Below are 20,602 nucleotides of genomic sequence, written 5' to 3'. Positions count from 1 at the left end.
GACATCAGAGGAAAGGAAAGGTCCCCCCTCTGATGTCTGAAAAATTGATTCCATAAAAGAAGAAGGTGAAACCATGAAAAAATCACTTTTCTTTGTGCTGGTTTCTTTTACGCTTGTCCTATCAGCTTGTGGTGGTAGTATGAATCAAGCAGCAGGCTCAACCGCGTTTAACGATGGAATTGCTGAATTTATAAATGATACTTATACCTTTCATGATGTGGTTAGCAGTCAAGAAGACTCCTCTGACATCTCAGAAATCTACATAGCGGAAAATAAAAGTGTGGATGAAGTAGTTTCTGAATTACAGGAGTATAAGGAACCTCAAAAAGTAAGTGAAAAAAGTGACCAAAAGCAAGCACTTGTCTATAATAATTTATTCGTCATTATAACAGAGGATGAGGAAGATCCTGATAATTCTACAGTAGAAGTTGCCTCGAAAAACTTTGTACGTGATAACTATCAACCAAGTTTTTTTAATGGACTATTTGCGTTGTGGCTATTGGACGAAGTTCTTGATGTCGACGATTGGGCTAAAAAGAGAAAAAATAAATGCGTCAACACCAATGATTGTTATGGCGGCTATTATTCATCTGGTGGTTTTTATAAAAATTCAGGCGACTCCAAATCCATACGTTCTTCCTCCGTACGTGGTGGAGGGCCTGGATCTGGGAAGTAAAAATAAACTAATGGAGAAAGGAAGAAAAGAATGGAACCATTCGTATTAACAATTGTATATTTCCTTATCGCGGTTGCAATTATTTTAGTTGGCTTGGCTATCTTTGAAATGATAACAAAGCAATATAAAGATTGGGATGAAGTATTAAAAGGAAATCATGCAGTTTCTTTATCTATCGGCGGTAAAATCGTAGGTATATCTATTGTTCTTGCATTTTCTATCTATAATAGCGCACATATTCTTGATACGCTTATTTGGGGTGTAGTTGGAATTGTCTTGCAAATGGTAGCATACGTATTATTCGAGCTGTTCACCCGCAAGTTCTCCGTAGAAGAACAATTAAAACAAGGGAATATTTCCGTTGGAATTATCAGTATGTGTGTATCCGTGGGATTAGGATTTGTTATTGGAGCATCCATTACATAATAAAATCCACACGCAGCAATCGGCTAGCAGTCGATTGCCTTTTTCTTTAAAATAGGTTTAGATGAATTTGAACAGGGAGTCCTAACTGTGAATGATTTAAGTATAAAGCAAAGCAAAGCTATCTATTGGGCGTCAGGAATCGTCTCTATTTGTGGTATTATATTTGAAGTCTTATTTGGTGCCGCTGGATCCTACTTACTTGGGGATGGGGTTAAACAGTATACGCTCACTATTTCCCTTTTCCTCACCGGTATGGGGATAGGAGCCTCCATAAGTGAAAAAGTAACGAAAAACTTAATATTGTCTTTTGTTTGGATTGAATACGCAATTGGTATTCTTGCTGGTTTCTCTACTTTTGTATTATTTGGAGTAACCGCCTTCTTGAGTTCTGGCATGGACGCATTTTTCTTATATTTTATTACCCTTGTGGTTGGTGGTTTAACTGGTGTAGAACTGCCAATATTGATCCGAAAAGCAAACGAGATAGGCGTAACCGTGCAAAAAAGTACGGCAAAAGTACTTTTTTCTGATTATGCAGGTGGCTTAATTGGTGGATTATTGTTTGTTTATTTATTTCGACCACAATTCGGCCTTGTGAAAACTGCCTTTCTTGTTGCTATTATTAATGTCCTTGTCGCATTGTGGGTTTTATACTACTTCAGAAAAGAGATACGAACATTTAAACGACATTTTATTGCTGGAATAATTATCTTTGTTATTCTTGTTTTCGGCGTTTTATTTGGTGAAAAAACAGCATTTTTATTTGAACAAAAGCTGTACGAAGACCCTATTGTTTACAATGAGCAAACCGATTATCAACAAGTGATCTTAACAAAAGAACAAGGAGATCTAAGACTCTTCCTTGATGGGCAGCTGCAATTCAGTTCAGAAGATGAATACCGCTACCACGAAGTACTAGTACACCCTGCCATGGCAACAGCAAAATCACCTAAAAATGTACTTGTTCTTGGTGGGGGTGACGGTCTAGCCTTACGTGAGCTACAAAAATACGATCAGATAGAATCAATGACATTGGTCGACCTTGATCCAAAAGTCACTGAATTGGGCAAGACAAATCATGAAATTACCGAATTGAACAATCATGCCTTTGAAGATGACCGAGTAGAAGTCGTTAATCAAGATGCCTTTCAATATTTAAAGAAAGACCAAACATTTTACGATGTCATCCTAGTTGACTTGCCAGACCCGAACAATGAGTCATTAAACAAGTTATACACCTTAGAATTCTACCAACTACTTCGTAATCATCTAAAACCCGGCGGGTCCATGATGGTTCAAGCAACTAGTCCAACCTTTGCAACAGAGGTATATTGGTCCATTAATCAGACCATCGAGGCAGCAAATCTAGAAACGGATAACCTTCATGTTGATATACCAAGCTTTGGTGATTGGGGATTTGTATTAGCTAAACGAGAAGCAGTCAACCTGGAGGAAGTCGATATAAACGTAGATACAAAATTCCTAACCAATGACGTATTAGCTGGATTAACTACTTTTGGAAAGGACATCGATCAGCAGCATATTACCAATAATAAGGGAGATACTGTTTCCCCAGAGGTGAATACCCTGATACGTCCAAGCCTAATTGAAAAATATGAAAAGGCATGGCGCAGTTATTAATAGAAAAGCAGCTCATCAATGGAGCTGCTTTAAACGTAAGTTATTTTCTAGTTCTTTCATAAGATGAAAAGATCCATTTGAAGTATTGGAACATGCAACGAAAGTAATAGCATTATCTGGATAATAAGCGGAATGAAAATTCACCCCAGGATCATACCCCATCAAATGATACTTTCGTATGGATTCTCTACTTTTCTCAATCCAAATACCATAACCATAGAAAGAGTTCTCGTTTTCATGAACATGTGGTGTTAGTAATTTTTTTGTATAATCAGCATTTAATAATTCGTAATTCATTAATGCATCCCAAAGCCTTTCCATATCATCAACCGTAATAAATGCTCCTCCATCAGCCCCCCCTCGTATAGGTAATGAATACATATTTGTACGCCATGTTCCATCAGGTTCATCAATATACCCTAGAGCAGTCTGGCTTGGTAATGAGTCAAATGAAAAGTAACCCGAATGATACATATGAGCTTTTTTAAAAATATGTTCTTCTATATATTGCGTAAACGATGTTCCGGTTACTTTTTCCACGATAAGACCAAGTAATATATAGCCGGTATTATTATAATGGAACCTTTCTCCAGGCTGCATTTTCATTGGCTGTTGTTGAAATAATGGAATAAAATCACATAATTGGCGAAATTGATACATTGGATTTTCTTCCCACAATTCTTCAAAATCTCCCATCACTTCCTCATCAAAATAATCAGGCACCCCCGACGTATGTGTCAGTAAATGATGCACCGTAATTCCATTCGTCCATGGCAATTCAATATCTAAGTAATCTTGAATATCGTCATGAAAGGATAACTTCCCTAATTGAATAAGTTGACAAATGGCAATAGCAGTAAAGAGCTTACAACCAGATGCAATTCCAAACCTGGTGTTCACTTCATTTGGTAATTCTTCTGAACGATTCCTATAGCCAGAACTTAATTTTATGGATGGTTGTTTACCCTCACGTACCAACAATGCACCTGAATAGTTCATTTGTTTGGTTATATATTGAAACCTTTTAGTTACGTTTTTATTCATCATGTACCCCCCCTTAATTGTTTTATTCGTTAACTAGACTTTCCTCGATTGCTTCTTACTTGTTAAGATGGCATTACCTACGCTAGGGTGGAATAGATGCGTCGGAGGCTCCATTAAATTCATAACCTTCACTAGCCGTAAATATATTTCTGGATCGACAGCGGATAGCTCATAAACCTTTCTGCTGTACCATTGCTTAAATGGCAGAATAACGGATCGATCCCCTTTAATGTCGGGGTGACGCAATACCTCTGTAGTTGCCATATCCCATGGCGTTGCTATCACTTTGGCGATAGCACGATGAAATTCCCTACCAAACTTACGATTAAACGTTCTCGTTTCTACTAAGCTTTCTTGTAAGGCCAAAGCCTCCATTGCAGCTACAGAAATCCCTTGTCCAAAGACAGGATCAAAGCGGCAGTGGGCATCGCCTATTACCAACAATCCGGCTGGAAGATTTACTAGATCAAATCTCCGCCTTACTTGATAAGGGATCTTATGAATATTTATTTTAGAAATGGGGTCCGCTTTTGCTAAAAATTTCGTAACTTCAGATGTTGGCAGTTTTTTTGCATACGCCTGAAACGCATTTTCCGTTTTTGGAGGCTGTTCATTAGCATAACCACTAAATGTTACTGAAAATCGATCTCCTTCAACCGTTTGAATAAAAGCTCCATAAGGGTTTTCTGGAAAACTTGGGGATATTAACATATTACACCAATCCAGTTCTTCATGATGATGTAAACGGAAATACCTTGTGGCGTAAAACAGCTTAATCGCGACTTTTTCTTCCACTACATTTACTCGAAACGGCTTCAACCAATTCATTACGTTTGAACCGAATCCACTAGCATCAACTACTAAATCAGCTGTCATATTTTCTTCCTCGTTTGTTTGCAATGAACGAACATTAACACCGATGACTTGGTTATAACGTGAATTTGCCAACAGCCGGTCCACCCGCATCCCATATTTGGTTTCAATATTAGCTATGTTATTAATTCGTTGTTGCAAGTGCCATTCCAGCATTGGTCGACTTTGTTGAACCATTACTAATTCGCCGGTAAATCGCTGTTTCCATGCTCCAAAGTGATGCCACTTTAAATCCCTTGTAAAGTTCGTTATAATTCCGCCATCCGCAATTAATTCATCAAGAAAACGAGGAAATAATTCCTCTATTGCTTCTTCTCCCCCCTTTAGCAGCACATGTGGATGATATGTTTGCGGAACTCTCTTTCTTGGTGTTTTCTCATCCCATCTTGGACCAGTTTCTAGGATAATTACTTCTCGGAAAGATGTGGATAAGGCCTTCGCAGCCAATTTTCCAGCAATACTTCCACCAATAATAATTGCTCTTTCTAACATGCTTTTCCTCCCCTTCCTCGAATCTCCGTTCACCCATCCTTTATTTATATCCAGTATACGGTAATTGATTGTTTTTTGAAATAACATATTATTTCGAAATATCACCCTATAGCTAACATCATCATGATATACTAAATGTATCAAGGCGATCTCTTAAGGGAGTGATGGAATGCAATTTTCATTAAAAGGGGCTCTCGAGGTTCTAGATAACACCCCACAAGCACTGGATTGTTTATTATCCAACTTATCTCATGGTTGGTTACAATGTAACGAGGGAGATAGGACGTGGAATAGTTATGAGGTAATAGACCATCTTATTGAAAGTGAAAAGCATAACTGGATTCCCCGATTAGAAGCTATTCTCCATGGAGATGAACATGCACCTATTCCACCATTTGATCGGTATGCTCATTTAAATAAAGATACGAATAACCCAATTCAACAAAAACTTATGGATTTTAAAACGCTTCGTGCGCATAACTTATCTAGACTAGAAACCATTCCTTCGCTTGAATCGCATCTGGACGCCATAGGCTTACATCCAGTCTTTGGCGAAGTAAAGTTAAGCGAGTTACTATCTACATGGGTAGTCCATGATCTAACCCATATCGCTCAAATAGTACGAGTCATGGCAAAGCGATATCAAAAAGACGTTGGTCCTTGGCAAGCCTATTTAGGGATACTAACGAATAAATAAGCAAAAAACATACACCCACTAAGCGAGTAGGTGTATGTTTTTTTACTCTAGTTTCTAATTATTCCTACCAATGAGAATATCCAAATCAATCGTAATCTCTGCTGACTCCTGCTCTGTAAATGACTGAATACGCTTTGGATCGGCCGACCAAGCAAGTGGAGTCATTCGTACCAAGTCATGTAGTACCGTTTGGTTCAATTTATGACGATACGTTAAGGGGATGCGTTTAGTTGTTTCAAAATGGTCTTGAAATAGGCTCACCACTTCATCCTTATTGTTCATCTCTCGCTTCTCACTCTTCATAAGAACTTCTCTCAATTCGCTTAAATAGTTATTACGAGGCACTACCTTAATAATAAGGCCATTAGAAGCCACCAACCGTTTAAACTCAACGTAATTCGATGGCGAAAGGATATTTATTACTACATCAAATACATTTTTTTGGAAGGGAGCATTCGCAAGATTTCCCACCACCCAAATCGGGTCTATATAATTTTTAGCTGCTTGCAATATGCCTTCTTTAGCAATATCCAAGCCAATGCCCACTAATGAACGATCCAATCGACCTTCCATTATCTGGTGTAGATGCGATCCTTCACCACAGCCAACGTCTAATATGGTGATGGTTTCTTTATTCAGACGTGACAGAATTTCACTTATACGTTGATGCAAAAGCTGAAATAACTCAGTTTCTCCAACTACATGCTGCCTTGCTTCAAACAACGTTTTATCATAGTTACTTTTGATTGGCTGCTTCATTAAGTTAAGATAGCCTTGTTTCGTAAAATCAAACGTATGATGATGGACACAAGTCAAGCTCTTCCATGCTTCCACCTGCATCTTTGTACCACAATGCGGGCATCTAAATATATCACTCCATTCAGATACAAGTTCAGCGCTTTTTATTTTTTTGCTTTTTGTCATGATAAGCACCTCGTTTGCTTTTTCGTTTACTTGGTTTCGGCCAGAGCGGACGAGCAACATACTGTTTCATTGTAGTAAACAGGATAGACCATTGTAATTCCGTTAATAATCCAATTGGTGTCTCTTTATGAATTCCCAAGTTTTTTTTTTAAATGCTTGATTTGAGGTGGAGTAAATATCGGTCGTAAAACCATTTGAAACTCCAATTCCGGTCGTCTTAATGCATATTCTGCGAGCCCATAAAAAGCTAAATAATTATTTGTAGAAAGAAACGATTCTTTTTTTCTAATTATCACCAGCATCGCAGAGTCCACGCTAGGTGGGGGAGAAAAATGGTATCTAGATATATCTTTATAATAGGAAATAGTAAACCACATACGCCAAATTAGTACATATGCATCCTTAATAAACTTAGAGGGAAATCGTTTTGCTGCACCTTTCACTATGACGAGTACTCCCCTTTGAAAGGCACTTGATGGGTGGTTAAGGAGCAATTTCATAATCGGTGTTGTAATTGCATATGGAATACTAGAAACAACAATAAAGCTTTGACTTGGTAATTGAATTTTTAAAATGTCTTCATGAATATTTTTCGTATTTGAACCATTCTTTGTTTTTTCCTTTAAAATAGATACAAATCTCTGATCATATTCGACAGCGATTACTCTCCTAGCTTTTTGCTTAAAATTGTTGTTAGAGCACCCTCCCCCGCTCCTAACTCCAGTACGCTATCTTCCTTACTTATATTCGCCTGTTTAACCATTTCATTAATGATAGGCTTATGATGAAGTAAATGCTGACCTAAATAATTTGGTGGTTCACCATTACTTAATTTTTTCCGGCCATATTTATGAATCCGCTTTGTCATTTTCCTCTTCCTTTCTAAAAAATCACAGGCAACTGCCTGTGATCAGAGTAAAAAGGAAAAGAAGTACGTAAGACGTGACAATCATTTGGATGTCCCCAACCACACAACTTCGTTGAAATCAATGAACATCCATTCAAAGGTTCATTCAATCGATAAATTTGTTGTTTTTTTAAACGTACATACTTTAGAAACATAGAAAAAGAAAGGCAAAACGAGTCACCTTTCAGTCAGCAGTACGATATAAATAAAATTATTAAAAAAAGACAGACTGATCCCGTTTACTCTGCATCAACAAACAGAGCCTCTGAACGTATTTAATTACTGGTTCAAAGCTGGGAAACGAAGTCTCATAAAATGTGTCAATTTTTAATAATCCTCCTTTATTTGTCATCTAGTTGTCATTATAAATAGCTTGATAGGAAAAGTCAAAATCAAGTTTTGACCTCTACCCAGTAGATGCTACTGTTTCTCAGCAGCTACTAACAGAAACATTGGTCTTCTTATTTCATCTTCCATCCCCGGTTTATCTAGCATTCCTGAATGAGGCTTTGGTTCTGAGACCTTCGTTACTCGAAAGCCTGCTTTAATTAAATCATTCATATAGGTTGAAATCGTTCGGTGATATTTCTCCACATTTTCTGTTAAAAACATTGTATGTCGTATGCCTTCGGTTTGATAATTATCGACCGGCCAATGCAAGCGATTTCCATCTGAATCATAATACCAATCCTGAGCAGATTGGGATGTGAAAATCGGATGCTCTGCAGAAAAAACAAATGCTCCGCCACGCTTCAGCAATTGAAATACTTTATAAAAAACAACATCGATTGTTTTCACATAATGAAATGCTAAGGAGCTTATTACGATATCAAACGAATCGGGTGCAAATTCGATATCTTCAATAGCTGTTCGCTTATAGGTAATCGAATGGTGTTTCGTTTCTTCGCGGGCACGTTCGAGCATCCGTTCAGAAATATCCACTCCTACCACTGCACGAGCTCCTTGTTCTTTAGCATAGCGGCAGTGCCATCCAAAACCGCATCCTAGATCAAGCACACGCTTTTCTCTCATATTTGGAAGCATCTGCTGAAAAACCGGCCACTCACCAGCAGCTTCTAATCCACCTATCGAACGTGGCATCTTCTTATATTCATTAAAAAATAGAACGTCATCATATTTATTCTGTTTCATAACTTCTTCCTCCCTAATAAAATGACTATCACAGTCTTTTCATCACCTTTTCACAAATATGATCTACAAAACGACCTAACTTCCAACTCGTGGATTGCTGTTCACTATAGTGCCGAACATTGACGGTTCTATTCTCCATTTCTTTATCTCCAAGCACCAACATAAACGGAATCTTTTTCAGCTGCGCTTCTCTAATTTTATACCCTAATTTTTCATTTCGATTATCTATTCCCACCCTTATTCCTAATGCTTCTAGTCTAGCTTGAATATAGAAGCAATACTCTAGATGTACCTCTGAAATAGGAAGTATTTGCGCCTGCACTGGGGCTAGCCATACAGGAAATGCTCCCGCGAAGTGTTCAATCAAAATCCCTAAAAACCGATCAATAGAACCAAAAATAGCGCGATGAATAACAACGGGACGTATCTTTTCATTATTTTCATTAACATAAGATAAATCGAATTTAGTTGGCATTTGAAAGTCCAACTGAATTGTCGCACATTGGTGACTTCGATTTAAAGCATCTTTAATATGGAAATCGATTTTTGGCCCATAAAAAGCCCCATCGCCAGTGTTAAGCTGGTAATTTATATTCAAATCCTTCAGTACATGAATTAATGCTTTTTCAGCTATTTCCCAAAGATGATCCTCTCCTAGAGAATGGTCTGGCCGGGTAGATAGTTCTACAGTATAAGAAAAACCAAGGGTATTATAAACTTGATCTATTAGGTGAAACACCTGCTTGATCTCGTCTTCTATTTGATCTTCCCGCACAAAAATATGAGCATCATCCTGACAAAAAGAACGTACACGAAACAGCCCATTCAAAGCTCCACTAAATTCATGGCGATGTACTTGACCAAATTCAGCCATTCTAAGTGGTAGATCACGATAAGAATAAAGACTATTTTTAAACACTAACATATGTCCTGGGCAGTTCATTGGTTTCATCGCAAAACTTATACCATCTACTTCCGAGAAATACATATTTTCATGATAATGGTCCCAATGTCCAGTTTCTTCCCAAAGACGTTGATTCATCATTAGCGGTGTGCGTACCTCTTTATAACCTGCCTTATCTTGTAATTCTCGTAAAAATGTCTCTAACTCATTTCGAATAATTTGGCCATTTGGCAAATAAAACGGCATCCCGGGTGCCTCTTCTGAAAACATGAAGAGCTCTAGTTGCTTCCCTAGCTTCCGATGATCCCGTTTACTTGCTTCTTCTAAGAAAAGAAGATGGCTCTCTAACTCGGAACGCTTATGAAAGGCAGTACCGTATACACGTTGGAGAACCTGATTTTGATTATCTCCGCGCCAATAGGCACCTGAAATATGCGTCAATTTAAAAGCCTTAATGAACCCAGTATGTGGTAACTGGGGACCATGAGAAACATCAATGAATTCTCCTTGCTTATACAGTGTTATTTCTCCATCTTTCGGAAGCTCTTGTATTTCTTCTAGCTTATATAATTCTCCCCTCTCTTTGAACAATTGAACAGCTTCTTCATAGGATAAAACCTTGCGTTTAAATTCTAGCTTTTCTTGAATAATGTTTTCCATTTCGGCTTCAATCTTTTTTAATTCATCTAAAGGAATGCTCTGATGAATCTGAAAATCATAATAATATCCATTGTCTAAGACAGAACCAGTTCCTAATTTAACATTGAAATAACACCTTTTCACCGCTTGCGCTAAAACGAGTACTGTAGAACGCCTCAATACCTCTAATGCTTCCTCAGAATTGGTTGTAAGAAGAGATACAGATGCATCTCTCTCAATACGATAACTTAGATCAACTAATTTGCCATCAACTTTTCCTACCACTGTTTTTTTTCGTAAACTTTGACTAATGGACGATGCAATTTCTGATAACTGTATACCTTTTTCATATTTCTTCTCTTTTCCATCGGGAAATTGAATGTGAACGAATTTCTCCATTTTATTCGTCCTCCTTTATAAAATAATTTAATAAAAAACACACCCATCCTTAAAACAAAGGACGAGTGCGTAACCCGTGGTTCCACCTAATTTTCCAATAAAACTTAAATTGGCTTTATATGCCTTAACGCAGCTAACGGTAATTGGATACTATGGTTCCCCAATACAGCTTCCGAGGTGGTAAATGATTATCTTTCGTTAGGAAGTTCCCAGCATCTCTTCCCTCTCTAGTAACGAGTGACAATCATCCATGTCCCCTTCCTTGCATTTCTTGATATAAACTTTTGTAGTATTAAAAAAACACATACATCCCAAAACAAGGGACGAATGTGTTGATCCGTGGTTCCACCCATTTTCCCAACCGACAAGCTATGCCGATTGACTTATGGTCCTTTAACGCAGGCTTTACGATAATGGTTACTTGATTTCTCCAATACTGCTCACAAGGTGGTAAGTTACTTTGCTAGGATAGGAAGTTTCCAGCATCCTCCCCTCTCTGCTAACCATCAAAAGTAACCCATGTCCTGTTCATCGCTTCTTTAACGTTTTTATTTTTATATATCCTACACTATTCGTCCATAAAAAACAAGGGTGATTTATACAATACCGCAGAAAATTTTTAAAACAACTAACAAGTATTAGATTACTTGCATAGACTTACATTGATGTAAAAACAGAAAGCTGTTTAGTTAGGTGTCCCAACATGAAACCAACTGATAGCAACTTGCAAAGGAGAAAGAGAATGAAAAAGATCGGTTTATTTATTGCCTGCTTATTCCTGATTACTTGTATTGGGTGTATGAAATCTGATGAATCCAAAGTGGAGGACCTTGTCACAAATTATTACCAAGGGTTGAAGGAAGGCAACTATGAAGCATCATTACAATTATTAGGAGAAGAATATCTTGATTTTATTGGAATGACAAAAAGAGAGGTTATTGACGAGTTTGAATTCGCTGAGAAACAAGGGAATAGCGTTTCAGAAATAGCCGTCGTTTCCGTTAAAGCATTAGATAAAGCTAGCTTAAGTGAAGAAATTCCGCTTCCTTTACAAGAACGAATAACAGATAGTGAACACTATCTGGTTAAAGTCAATGCAACAAGAGAAGGTGGCGCGGAATTTTTGGATTATGTACTTCTCGCCTTGATAAATGGAGAATGGCAAATTCGTGGCATTGCAAGTACAATAATAAATTAAACAACATAATGGTCTTTCTCCATTCTAAATATAAGTAAAGTACGTTTAGCCTTTTTGTATAAAAGGACTGTATACCATTTAACAAAAGGAGGAAGACCATTTGAATCCACCAATTGGAATAACAATCCGTAATCTGATCTTTCTTATTCTTACACTTAGTATTAATTATTCAGTCGGCTCAAATGTAGGACGTATCGCTGATCAGCAGGATACACTTATTCAACCAGCTGGCTACGCTTTTTCCATTTGGGGAATCATTTATATATGATTGGTTATATGGGTAATTAAAGGATTCTTTGCTAAACCTGATAATCAACCTCTTTATCATTCGATGAAAACCCTCTTTCCTGTTAACCTTTTGTTAAATGCAGCATGGATTCTTACGTTGAGTATATATTCCTTTCTACTATCATTATATTCCTATTATTATTTTCGCTTATTCAGATGTATCAACGAGTAACCTCTAATCCGAATAGCACCTTTCTTGATTACGCGCCTTTTGCTATTTACTTTGGTTGGGTTTCTTTAGCAAGTATTGTTAACTTATTTACATACTTGGTACGTAACAATCTCTGGCCTATTTTAAGGATAAGTGAATTAGGATGGACAATCCTTACATTAATTATCGTAAGTATAATCACTCTTCTAGTTACAGTTCGTAAATCTGATTTCTTATACCCGCTTGTGTTTATATGGACCTTTATTGCTATTTATGTCAAAGCTCCGTATGAGTTGCTGCAGTGGGTGTTAGTCGCTTGCAGTATACTGGTTGGCATCGGCATATTGATTGCAGCTAAAACGAAATGAAGTAAACCGAGACGATAATGTCGCGGTTTTGTTTACATTAAAATAGATCCAATTGTTTTGGAGATAGTCCCTTGTACTCTATTCCAAGCAATTCCTGCAATTCTTTTGCGTTTCCTGCAGCATCTCCACCAGAATTATTATTAAATACAATAATGATATCTTTTGAATTCTTACTAAGCTCGGTAATTCGCTGTTTCCATTCCAATAATTCTTGTTGATTATATTTATATAAATAACGGACATCCCGCCAGTTGGTTTCAGCGCTGCTTGGTTTGTTCCAACCGTGTATATTGCGGCCATGCATTCGAATAAGTGTCTTCGAGGAGTTAGTGGCAACTGGTACACATGGGACTGATCCATTACCAGCCTGCGGTTCATCAGCTATGGAGTGAATCCAGCCTTCTTCTTTCATAAATGATAATGTACTATTTCGGAAGCGCTCATGAAACCAAGATTGATTTCTGAATTCTAAGGCAACTGGTATATTTCCCATCATTTGTTTACAATAACGAAGGTACGTGACATTGTCTTTATTGCATTCAAACCAAGGCGGGAATTGAAATAAGACCATTGCTAATTTATTAACACGTTGATATGGTGCCAAAGAATCTTTAAACGCTTGGAACATCTCCTGCTTTGTCTCAAACGGGTCTTCTTCTCCCCTCTGATGTCCTGTCATACCTTGATATGCCTTGACAACAAATCGAAAGTTCTCTGGTGTCTCACGTACCCATTTTTCTGCGTTACGTACAGGCTGAACTGCATAAAAAGAAGCATCTACTTCAACTACAAGAAAATGGCTGCTGTATTCTGAAAGTTTATCTTTTGATTTCAATTGATCAGGGTAGAGTGAATAATGATCCCCCCAACCAGTCAATCCTATGTAAATCATTATGAACCCTCCTGCCAATATAATAGCACAAGAGGAATTGCAAAATGAATAACAAAAATTCAGCAAGAGCTATACCTTTGCCACTGCATATTCCTCATTAAAATGGAAAAACTAGGCTTTACTAATATGGAAAGGAGCTTGTGCCATGAACCAACTAACACAAACAGAGTTGGAAAACCTAAGAAAGATGATTGGTGAGCATGGGATGATCGCTAATAAATTAGAGACTTATGCTGAATCTGCAATGGATCCAGAATTGAAGTCCATTCTGCTGAGAGATGCGCAATCTGCTAGACAGGCACAACAGCAGTTATTACCATTTTTACAATAGGAGGAAGATAGATGTTACAAGATAAGGATATTGTCAACGATTACTTAAATGGCTTAAATGCAAGTTTAAAAAACTATGCTGGTTACATTAGTGAAGCAAACAATCCGGGACTACGACAAACCCTAATTAATTTAAGAAATGGCGATGAGTCAAGACAACGAACTGTATACAGCTATGCAACACAACACGGGTTTTATAAGCCGCCACAAGCGGCAACACAACAAGAAATCCAGCAGGTTCAATCAGAACTATCTGCTGGTCAATAATCAGTTGGAGTATCGAATAATCCATTGATTTTCGATGCTCCGTCTCTACATTTATTCGATCTCCAAATGGCTCATTTAATCGTTATTTAAGGTAAAGTAATGGTAGGTTCCATTACGGTCAGCCTATTATTCACTGTATCCAAATTTGCCGTTGCACCAATTGGAATCGCCGCTTTATATATACCATGAGCAGTAGCAACATTCGTCATTAACGGTTTACCTAATGGCACCACAAAGTTATTAATAAAGTCCTCATATGTTACCCCATAGGCTGTTGGACAATTTGTACATTCTCCTAATACAATGCCAATACAATCATCGAACTTACCAGCTAACTTTAGTGCATTCATGTACCGATAAACAGTATTTATCGGTTCATGCGTCTCCTCAAGTAGTAGTATTTTACCTGTTGTATCAATTTCATAAGGGGTTCCAAGCGTATCGACAAAAGAGGTGAGATTCCCACCAACAATTGGGCCTGTAACATTTCCGCTTACCCTGCTTACTTGCGGCAACTGGGGAGGATTTTGAATTTGTCTTTGAGGAGACCAAAGTGATGTTGCATTGAAAAATTGATCATAATTGTAACTCGGCGTACTCAAAGAAAAATCAATAAGCATAAGACTTTGTAATGTGATTAAATTGCTATTCTGTGCTAATACATTTAATAAAACAGTAATATCACTATATCCACTAATTAATTTTGGATGATCCTCAATAAACGAATAATCGAGAAATGGAAGTATCCCCGCAACTCCTACGCCACCTCTAGTAGGCAATATCAATTTCACTTGTTCATCGGAAAACATATCCATAAGATCCATGGCACGTTCTTCGTCCGTACCTGCAAGGAAGCCATTCTCTGCATAAACTTGTTGTCCTAATACGACTTGAAAGCCGAAGTTTTGTAAGGTATTTATTCGATCATTAATGATATTTGCAGCTAAAGGACTACCTAAAGTTACAATGCCGATCGTATCGCCTTGTTGCAAAATGGGTGGCTTAATTGCCATTATGGAACCTCCTCACAAATAATCTCTCTTTCATCTTATTCGTGGGCGATTAATTTGTTACTTAAGAGCAATTGCTCAAGTAGGCGCTACTAACCGTCACAAGGGCATATGTGCGACAAAGTCTCTTTATCGTAATGAGATAAGGGATGCTTCACTAGGCGCTGTTCGCTAAGCAGGATGCAGCTAGATACTTGGTTAATTAGCCACTGTCGTAAATTTTATTATTTGTGAGAAAATAAAAAGAGACTCCCGATCAGACGAGAGTCTGCACTGCTTAGAAATTACTTTCAAGCTTGGGAGCTATTCGATGCATTGTAGCTTGTTCATAAGCGTATGCCACCAACTAATTCTGCCTCACTCCACATTTTCCCCAAAAAGCCAAAGCAAAGGGTGAACCATTGTATAATAGCCAGCCGGCACTGTAATTAATGGAAGGCCGCTAATGTTGATTTCCGGGATTGTTGTTGATGCTACCTGTTCTGCTTTAATACCAGGAATAGCTTCCGACATTTGCGGATAAACAAAACCATCTAATCCCACCTTATTTAACACCATGTTTATCATGTGAAGTAGTTTTTCTTTTATTTCTTGAAATTGCGTTAAGTTTAGAAGTGAGCATGGTGTACGTTAGCTGCTTCTTCATTTACAAAATCATGAACCGTCCCCAGTGGCCCATCGACCGTCCAAGGAATAATCCCACTACGATGAAAGACATTGGCCATGGTTAGTGTTTCATCGTCCGGATTCAAATGTTTTATGTATTGTTCCAAGTCATAGAAAAAAGTTTCCATTCCTTGAAATGGGTGAACCTTCTTCATACCATAGCATTAATTTTTTCCACCGTCACTTCTTCCAAAAGACTACTATTTGCAATGGATGAGAAGACTGTACTATCCTTCAAACTGGTATCTCCTTTCCTTTTCCCTATTAATAGATAGAATACAAAATGTTTGTCTATGCTTTCATTTTATAGTGAAGGAACGTAACTGCAATTATCTTGTAAGTTAATCTAACAGAGTTTTTCATATAAACTATTTACTTATCAAACAACCCTCTTCGAATGAAGTTTGCCGTAATAGGCTTCCTCTCGATTTCACGTGACCAAACCGAAAGTTGTCCAATATGATGTATTTCATGTGCGATTATATGGCGCATTACCTCTCCATAATAAAATATTTCCTGTTCACCTTTCGCATTAACGTCTTCAAGTAATACCCATTCCAAATCACTTGTCCAATTCTCCACAAAATGGTTAACCTCTGGATGATAGTGGTCCGATAGCTGCTTTACTTTATCCAAGCTCGCATAATCTAGCAAGGATGGTTCTATTGGCTCTGGTTTTCCTTGCAACAAGGCAATCCAACTATACTCTACATCTACAATATGCAGTAAAGTATGGAGTATATTTCCGATGCCACCCACCCTTCTCTTTAATAGCTCTTGTTCGGACAACGATTCACACCAGGTAAGCCACTCTTTCCGTACTTGCCAATTATATTCAAACAACTTCTTCATCCTATTTCCTCCTTATTTAAAAGCTCCACTACAAATTAAATTTAAAAAACCCTGTCAGATATTCTTACAACATTACTGCATATAGGCCTTTAAACTCGTAAGATAAAGATACTTCCATAATCCTTTTCGATGGTTCCATTGTTTTTCACTCGGAAAAAGTCTGGTCCCAGAAAAGTGATACTATCCTAAATCCCCACTTGGGAGAAGAGATCCAGTCAAGTGTCCATTCTTGCTGGATCTCTTTATTTTTTGTTTTTTTATATGCATCTGTTGATGATGTTTATTAAGCTGCGTTGACACGGCCATATTCATTTGACACAAAAATAGAATCTTCCTCCTTTACCATCTACTTATCCATTTTTGCGTGTTGTTATCATATAGTAATTGATTCCACCCCGTAAGCTAAAAATCCTTTAAAAAGATTCACGTGAAGTTGGAAAAGAAAGGAAACAAACTGCCACGAATGTTTCTTGACGGTATGAAATTCGTAAAGATCCTAACATGAATGTAATATGAACAACGGAGGAAGCCATGAAAATAATGGAGATATTTCCTTCATTTCTATGAAAATAGTTCCTTTTTTACTTTTATTTTTGATGTCATTTATTAAAATAATTTGTTATTTCTCCTTAATCACTATGTTATCTCACTGATATTTTTATGTGATACATTACAGATAGTTAAAAAATATGATGGAATTTGTCGAATCATATTTCATTGATTTTTACTAGTTAGATAGTAGAGTTAATAAAGGCAAAGGAGGAATTATGTTGGCACAGACCAATCACAAAGCAAGAAAATATGTACTTTCTACAGCATTTGTTACTTCCTTGGCTCTTACTCCTATTTTTAGCGGGAGTGTTTTTGCCAATGCAGGAGCTGGTGCTTCGGAAGGAGATTTAACCATTAGCGAGAGCAATATCCCTAATGTAGAACAGCAGGAAGATACTTCATCAAATGAGGCATCACTCATTCAGCGCGGGAATGTGAGTGAATCTGTAGAAGATGTACAAGCATTGCTACAAGACCAAGGCTATTATACATATACAGTTGACGGCATTTTTGGTCCAATAACCGAACAAGCGGTAAGAGATTATCAAGCAGATCAAGGTTTACAAGTTGATGGTATAGTAGGTCCAAATACTTCTGAAGCAATGGGATTATCAGGAAGTGAATCTTCCACTGATCTAACGATTACAGAGTCTGGGGATAATTCTGATATTCAAGCTGATATCGTTGCTGCTGCAGAAAGTGTAATAGGAACTCCTTATGTATGGGGAGGAACCACTACGGACGGAATGGACAGCAGTGGATTTATTAACTATGTGTTTGACCAAGTGGGTATTGATTTTTCACGTACACATAGTGAAATGTGGCAAAACGATGGTGTCCATGTAGATGCTCCAAGTGTTGGAGATGTTGTATTCTTTGAAGGTACCTATGAAACAGAAGGTGCATCTCATAGTGGAATCTATATTGGCGATAATCAAATGATCCATGCTGGAAATGATGGGGTTAGCGTAGCAGATATCAGTATCGATTACTGGAAAAACCACTATATTGGCGCTAAGTCTATTACAGAATAATCGCCAATAAAAACATAATAATACAAGTGCAAACGTGTTGCACTTGTATTTTTTCTTATTATTGAAAGCTGTCTACGAATGTAGACAGCTTTCTATCTAAATAATTATTGTTGTTGATTTTGTTGAATTTGCTGTGCCTGCTGTTGAGCTTGTTGCAATTGCTGCTGCACCTGTTGGAAATTAGGATCCTGCTGTGCATTAGCTCCTGCTTGGTTTTGTGCATTTTGCAACGTTTGCTGCGCCTGCTGTAACTGCTGTTGAGCTTGTTGTAATTGTTGCGGATCTGCACTAGCTTGTGCCTGTTGAACAGCTTGTTGCGCTTGTTGTGCCTGTTGTTGTGCTTGTTGTAGCTGTTGGTTTTGTTGTGCCACTATAAAAACCTCCTAGAAATTTTTGTTGCTTATGCAACTCATTCTTACCGTTTGCAATAATAGCATATTTATACATTAACTTTATATTTTTCTAATTTATACATCATTTTACAAACTTAGAAGGTCCAAGATTAGAAAAAGTTAAGAGGTTAAGCTCATTAGAGGCTAATGTAACTCGTGTGTTATTTTATACCATTTATTGTATTTTAATAACACACCCATCTTATCCTTTACATTTCTATCCCCAAAATATTCCACATACGAATAGACTTGCTAGTTTTTCCTTTCTATGAAAACGGGTATGTAATAAGAAGAGATGATATTAGAATATCGATTCATCCATTCAAGGAGAGGATGACAACAATGAAAAAACGAAAAAAAATCATGCGTGCCGTGAAATTTACAGGTGCAACTATTTTAATTATTGGTATTGCGATCTTTTTATATGGATTTTTCATCCATAAAGGAAGCTCTTTCACAGGAATTGGTATTGGAACAGTAATGGGAGCTGTATTTATCTTTATTATGGGAATCTTTTTTGTAGCTACAGAGGAAACATTGAAAGAACGATTTGTAAAACTGAAAACGAAAATCAAACGACCTAAAAAATAGAATCGTGTTTCCGATATTCTCTGGTTAACTCAAAAATCCTGCTGTAAACAGCAGGATTTTCTTTGCTAATTTATCTTAGCAAATGCTATAGCACTACCCCTATCACAAGATTGAAAACCATTTTTCTCATAAAAATATCTTACATCAGGCGCATCTTCAGTCAAAAGAACCTTTTGGCGTACATGTTGATACTTCTTCAAGATCATTTGCATTAATTGTGTGCCAATGCCTTGTTTCTGGTAGGCAGTTAATACTAGTAGGTCTTGAATATAAATAATGGTTAACCTATCTCCGATCGCACGAATTAGGCCAACTAACTGTTCCCCATCCCAAGCAGAAATCACTTCTTCTGATTGCAGTAAAGCTTGTTGAAGAAGAGGTATATCCTTCGTATATGCCGTCCAATGTACATCATTATATAAACAAATTAATGGTTCTTTATCAATTGTTTTATCATGTTTATACGTTATAACCAATTTACATTCCTCCTCAATTAGTTAGTTTGAAGAGTTTAATCGCAATTTTACCACAGTAGTCCCCCCTTCCATTAACGAATAATGATCAAAGGCTAATTCAATAAAAATTGACAGCTCATTTACATAACAATACCACGCATAACCATATTTATTGCTCCTTTAACCATTCATAACTCATTGTACGATTAACCATTTGTAGGCTCCCGCCTTACTTCAGACATTTTTTAATATCCATAATCGCTTGTAAGTGCATTCCTTCATGAAAAATCGTTCGAATTAAAACTTGCTCAATCGTTTTCACCCCCATATCGATAGGAGGGAATTCTACTCTAAGTCTTTGACCATATATTTTTTTGAGGATTGCAGGCTGGTTTTCAAGCAATGATATCAACGGTTCGAATGTTGGGGTATCCGTGGTGAAATCACTGGGGGATGTCCCAAATCCAAACCAAGAATTAACTAGTGTTGTTGTTTCACTCTGTTCTTTTGTTAAAGCTTCAATCCAAAGAAATTGATCAAGATATATATGACCAAGATTCCAGCGGATATTGTTATTGAAATTTTCGGGTATGGCTTCAGCATCATCCCGGGTGACGTTTTCGGGTAACGGATAAAACATCTGAACGATAAGTTTGTAACTGGTTAAATAATATCTCAGAACTTGTATCTGTTCCCATGGACCTGAGCTCCTTCCTATATATTCAATGTTCGACAGTCCTACTTAATAACCCTTTATATCTTCAGTATCAATGTTTGTTACA

The 20,602-nt window shown here is 37.3% G+C and carries 25 protein-coding genes and 1 pseudogene; 11 read left to right on the top strand and 15 right to left on the bottom strand.

The window, feature by feature from the left end; genetic code table 11:
- Positions 1-73: 73 nt before the first annotated feature.
- From M948_RS31645 to M948_RS31635, 3 genes are all read left to right on the top strand, one after another.
- Positions 74-676 carry a DUF4247 domain-containing protein gene (locus tag M948_RS31645; protein WP_021290474.1) on the top strand — a complete coding sequence of 201 codons (603 nt, stop codon included), beginning with the start codon at positions 74-76 and terminating at the stop codon, positions 674-676.
- A 30-nt stretch (positions 677-706) separates the two neighbouring features.
- Positions 707-1,102, top strand: coding sequence for a DUF350 domain-containing protein (locus M948_RS31640; RefSeq protein ID WP_021290473.1), 396 nt, complete (start codon positions 707-709; stop codon positions 1,100-1,102).
- Positions 1,103-1,189: 87 nt separating this feature from the next.
- Entirely contained in the window at positions 1,190-2,743 is a 1,554-nt protein-coding gene (locus M948_RS31635; RefSeq protein ID WP_021290472.1) for a polyamine aminopropyltransferase, read from the top strand.
- A gap of 15 nt (positions 2,744-2,758) precedes the next feature.
- On the opposite strand, the gene M948_RS31630 is transcribed toward M948_RS31635, so the two are convergent.
- Both M948_RS31630 and M948_RS31625 read right to left on the bottom strand, forming a co-directional pair.
- Positions 2,759-3,787: a serine hydrolase domain-containing protein gene (locus M948_RS31630; RefSeq protein WP_021290471.1), complete on the bottom strand. Its 1,029-nt coding sequence runs from the start codon at positions 3,785-3,787 to the stop codon at positions 2,759-2,761.
- Positions 3,788-3,820: 33 nt separating this feature from the next.
- Positions 3,821-5,152 carry an NAD(P)/FAD-dependent oxidoreductase gene (locus M948_RS31625; RefSeq protein WP_021290470.1) on the bottom strand — a complete coding sequence of 444 codons (1,332 nt, stop codon included), beginning with the start codon at positions 5,150-5,152 and terminating at the stop codon, positions 3,821-3,823.
- A 169-nt stretch (positions 5,153-5,321) separates the two neighbouring features.
- Here M948_RS31625 and M948_RS31620 point away from each other — a divergent pair, with 169 nt between their 5' ends.
- A complete protein-coding gene (locus M948_RS31620; RefSeq protein WP_021290469.1) occupies positions 5,322-5,849 on the top strand; it encodes a DinB family protein in 528 nt (175 codons plus the stop codon).
- A 54-nt stretch (positions 5,850-5,903) separates the two neighbouring features.
- Here M948_RS31620 and M948_RS31615 read toward each other — a convergent pair whose 3' ends face one another.
- The 5 genes and pseudogenes from M948_RS31615 to thrS form a co-directional block, all read right to left on the bottom strand.
- Complete coding sequence (locus M948_RS31615; protein WP_021290468.1) at positions 5,904-6,773, bottom strand: putative RNA methyltransferase; 870 nt, start codon at positions 6,771-6,773, stop codon at positions 5,904-5,906.
- 125 nt (positions 6,774-6,898) lie between these two features.
- Positions 6,899-7,536: pseudogene (locus tag M948_RS31610) on the bottom strand (rRNA adenine N(6)-methyltransferase family protein).
- A 423-nt stretch (positions 7,537-7,959) separates the two neighbouring features.
- Entirely contained in the window at positions 7,960-8,004 is a 45-nt protein-coding gene (locus M948_RS44000) for an erythromycin resistance leader peptide (protein WP_126410072.1), read from the bottom strand.
- A 96-nt stretch (positions 8,005-8,100) separates the two neighbouring features.
- Complete coding sequence (locus tag M948_RS31605) at positions 8,101-8,832, bottom strand: class I SAM-dependent methyltransferase (protein ID WP_021290467.1); 732 nt, start codon at positions 8,830-8,832, stop codon at positions 8,101-8,103.
- Positions 8,833-8,860: 28 nt separating this feature from the next.
- A complete protein-coding gene (thrS, locus tag M948_RS31600) occupies positions 8,861-10,774 on the bottom strand; it encodes a threonine--tRNA ligase (RefSeq protein ID WP_021290466.1) in 1,914 nt (637 codons plus the stop codon).
- Positions 10,775-11,516: 742 nt separating this feature from the next.
- Here thrS and M948_RS31595 point away from each other — a divergent pair.
- The 3 genes from M948_RS31595 to M948_RS43175 all read left to right on the top strand — a co-directional run bounded on the left by M948_RS31595 (position 11,517) and on the right by M948_RS43175 (position 12,779).
- Positions 11,517-11,972, top strand: coding sequence for a hypothetical protein (locus tag M948_RS31595; RefSeq protein ID WP_021290465.1), 456 nt, complete (start codon positions 11,517-11,519; stop codon positions 11,970-11,972).
- A gap of 100 nt (positions 11,973-12,072) precedes the next feature.
- Positions 12,073-12,240 carry a hypothetical protein gene (locus M948_RS43180; RefSeq protein ID WP_021290464.1) on the top strand — a complete coding sequence of 56 codons (168 nt, stop codon included), beginning with the start codon at positions 12,073-12,075 and terminating at the stop codon, positions 12,238-12,240.
- 104 nt (positions 12,241-12,344) lie between these two features.
- Complete coding sequence (locus M948_RS43175) at positions 12,345-12,779, top strand: hypothetical protein (protein WP_155974791.1); 435 nt, start codon at positions 12,345-12,347, stop codon at positions 12,777-12,779.
- Between the two features lie 37 nt (positions 12,780-12,816).
- On the opposite strand, the gene M948_RS31585 is transcribed toward M948_RS43175, so the two are convergent.
- Complete coding sequence (locus tag M948_RS31585) at positions 12,817-13,671, bottom strand: DUF72 domain-containing protein (RefSeq protein ID WP_021290463.1); 855 nt, start codon at positions 13,669-13,671, stop codon at positions 12,817-12,819.
- Between the two features lie 145 nt (positions 13,672-13,816).
- Between M948_RS31585 and M948_RS31580 the strand changes: the two genes are divergently transcribed.
- Both M948_RS31580 and M948_RS31575 read left to right on the top strand, forming a co-directional pair.
- On the top strand, positions 13,817-14,002 hold the full coding sequence (locus M948_RS31580; RefSeq protein ID WP_021290462.1) for a hypothetical protein: 186 nt from the start codon (positions 13,817-13,819) through the stop codon (positions 14,000-14,002).
- Between the two features lie 11 nt (positions 14,003-14,013).
- The gene (locus tag M948_RS31575; RefSeq protein WP_021290461.1) at positions 14,014-14,268 is read left to right on the top strand and encodes a spore coat protein; all 255 of its coding nucleotides are present in this window, start codon (positions 14,014-14,016) and stop codon (positions 14,266-14,268) included.
- Positions 14,269-14,354: 86 nt separating this feature from the next.
- Here the strand turns inward: M948_RS31575 and M948_RS31570 are convergent, their stop codons facing one another.
- The 4 genes from M948_RS31570 to M948_RS31560 form a co-directional block, all read right to left on the bottom strand.
- Positions 14,355-15,281, bottom strand: a complete 927-nt coding sequence (locus tag M948_RS31570; protein ID WP_021290460.1) for a S66 peptidase family protein — start codon at positions 15,279-15,281, stop codon at positions 14,355-14,357.
- Positions 15,282-15,635: 354 nt separating this feature from the next.
- Positions 15,636-15,821, bottom strand: coding sequence for a hypothetical protein (locus tag M948_RS0121785; RefSeq protein ID WP_031335353.1), 186 nt, complete (start codon positions 15,819-15,821; stop codon positions 15,636-15,638).
- A 65-nt stretch (positions 15,822-15,886) separates the two neighbouring features.
- Positions 15,887-16,099: a hypothetical protein gene (locus M948_RS31565; RefSeq protein ID WP_021290459.1), complete on the bottom strand. Its 213-nt coding sequence runs from the start codon at positions 16,097-16,099 to the stop codon at positions 15,887-15,889.
- Between the two features lie 217 nt (positions 16,100-16,316).
- On the bottom strand, positions 16,317-16,796 hold the full coding sequence (locus M948_RS31560) for a DinB family protein (protein WP_021290458.1): 480 nt from the start codon (positions 16,794-16,796) through the stop codon (positions 16,317-16,319).
- A gap of 770 nt (positions 16,797-17,566) precedes the next feature.
- Between M948_RS31560 and M948_RS31555 the strand changes: the two genes are divergently transcribed.
- Positions 17,567-18,382 carry a C40 family peptidase gene (locus M948_RS31555; RefSeq protein ID WP_021290456.1) on the top strand — a complete coding sequence of 272 codons (816 nt, stop codon included), beginning with the start codon at positions 17,567-17,569 and terminating at the stop codon, positions 18,380-18,382.
- A 104-nt stretch (positions 18,383-18,486) separates the two neighbouring features.
- Here M948_RS31555 and M948_RS31550 read toward each other — a convergent pair whose 3' ends face one another.
- On the bottom strand, positions 18,487-18,753 hold the full coding sequence (locus tag M948_RS31550) for a hypothetical protein (RefSeq protein ID WP_021290455.1): 267 nt from the start codon (positions 18,751-18,753) through the stop codon (positions 18,487-18,489).
- A gap of 363 nt (positions 18,754-19,116) precedes the next feature.
- On the opposite strand from M948_RS31550, the gene M948_RS31545 reads away from it, so the two are divergent.
- Positions 19,117-19,365: a hypothetical protein gene (locus M948_RS31545; protein WP_021290454.1), complete on the top strand. Its 249-nt coding sequence runs from the start codon at positions 19,117-19,119 to the stop codon at positions 19,363-19,365.
- Between the two features lie 65 nt (positions 19,366-19,430).
- On the opposite strand, the gene M948_RS31540 is transcribed toward M948_RS31545, so the two are convergent.
- On the bottom strand, positions 19,431-19,841 hold the full coding sequence (locus M948_RS31540; protein WP_021290453.1) for a GNAT family N-acetyltransferase: 411 nt from the start codon (positions 19,839-19,841) through the stop codon (positions 19,431-19,433).
- A 208-nt stretch (positions 19,842-20,049) separates the two neighbouring features.
- Positions 20,050-20,460: a DinB family protein gene (locus M948_RS31535; RefSeq protein ID WP_021290452.1), complete on the bottom strand. Its 411-nt coding sequence runs from the start codon at positions 20,458-20,460 to the stop codon at positions 20,050-20,052.
- Positions 20,461-20,602 lie beyond the last annotated feature (142 nt).

The organism is Virgibacillus sp. CM-4 (assembly GCF_000445495.1).
In the GTDB taxonomy this organism is placed as follows: domain Bacteria; phylum Bacillota; class Bacilli; order Bacillales; family Amphibacillaceae; genus Virgibacillus; species Virgibacillus salexigens.
Note: the sequence above shows the minus strand (reverse complement) of the source record. Positions and strands in the feature narration are given on the sequence as shown.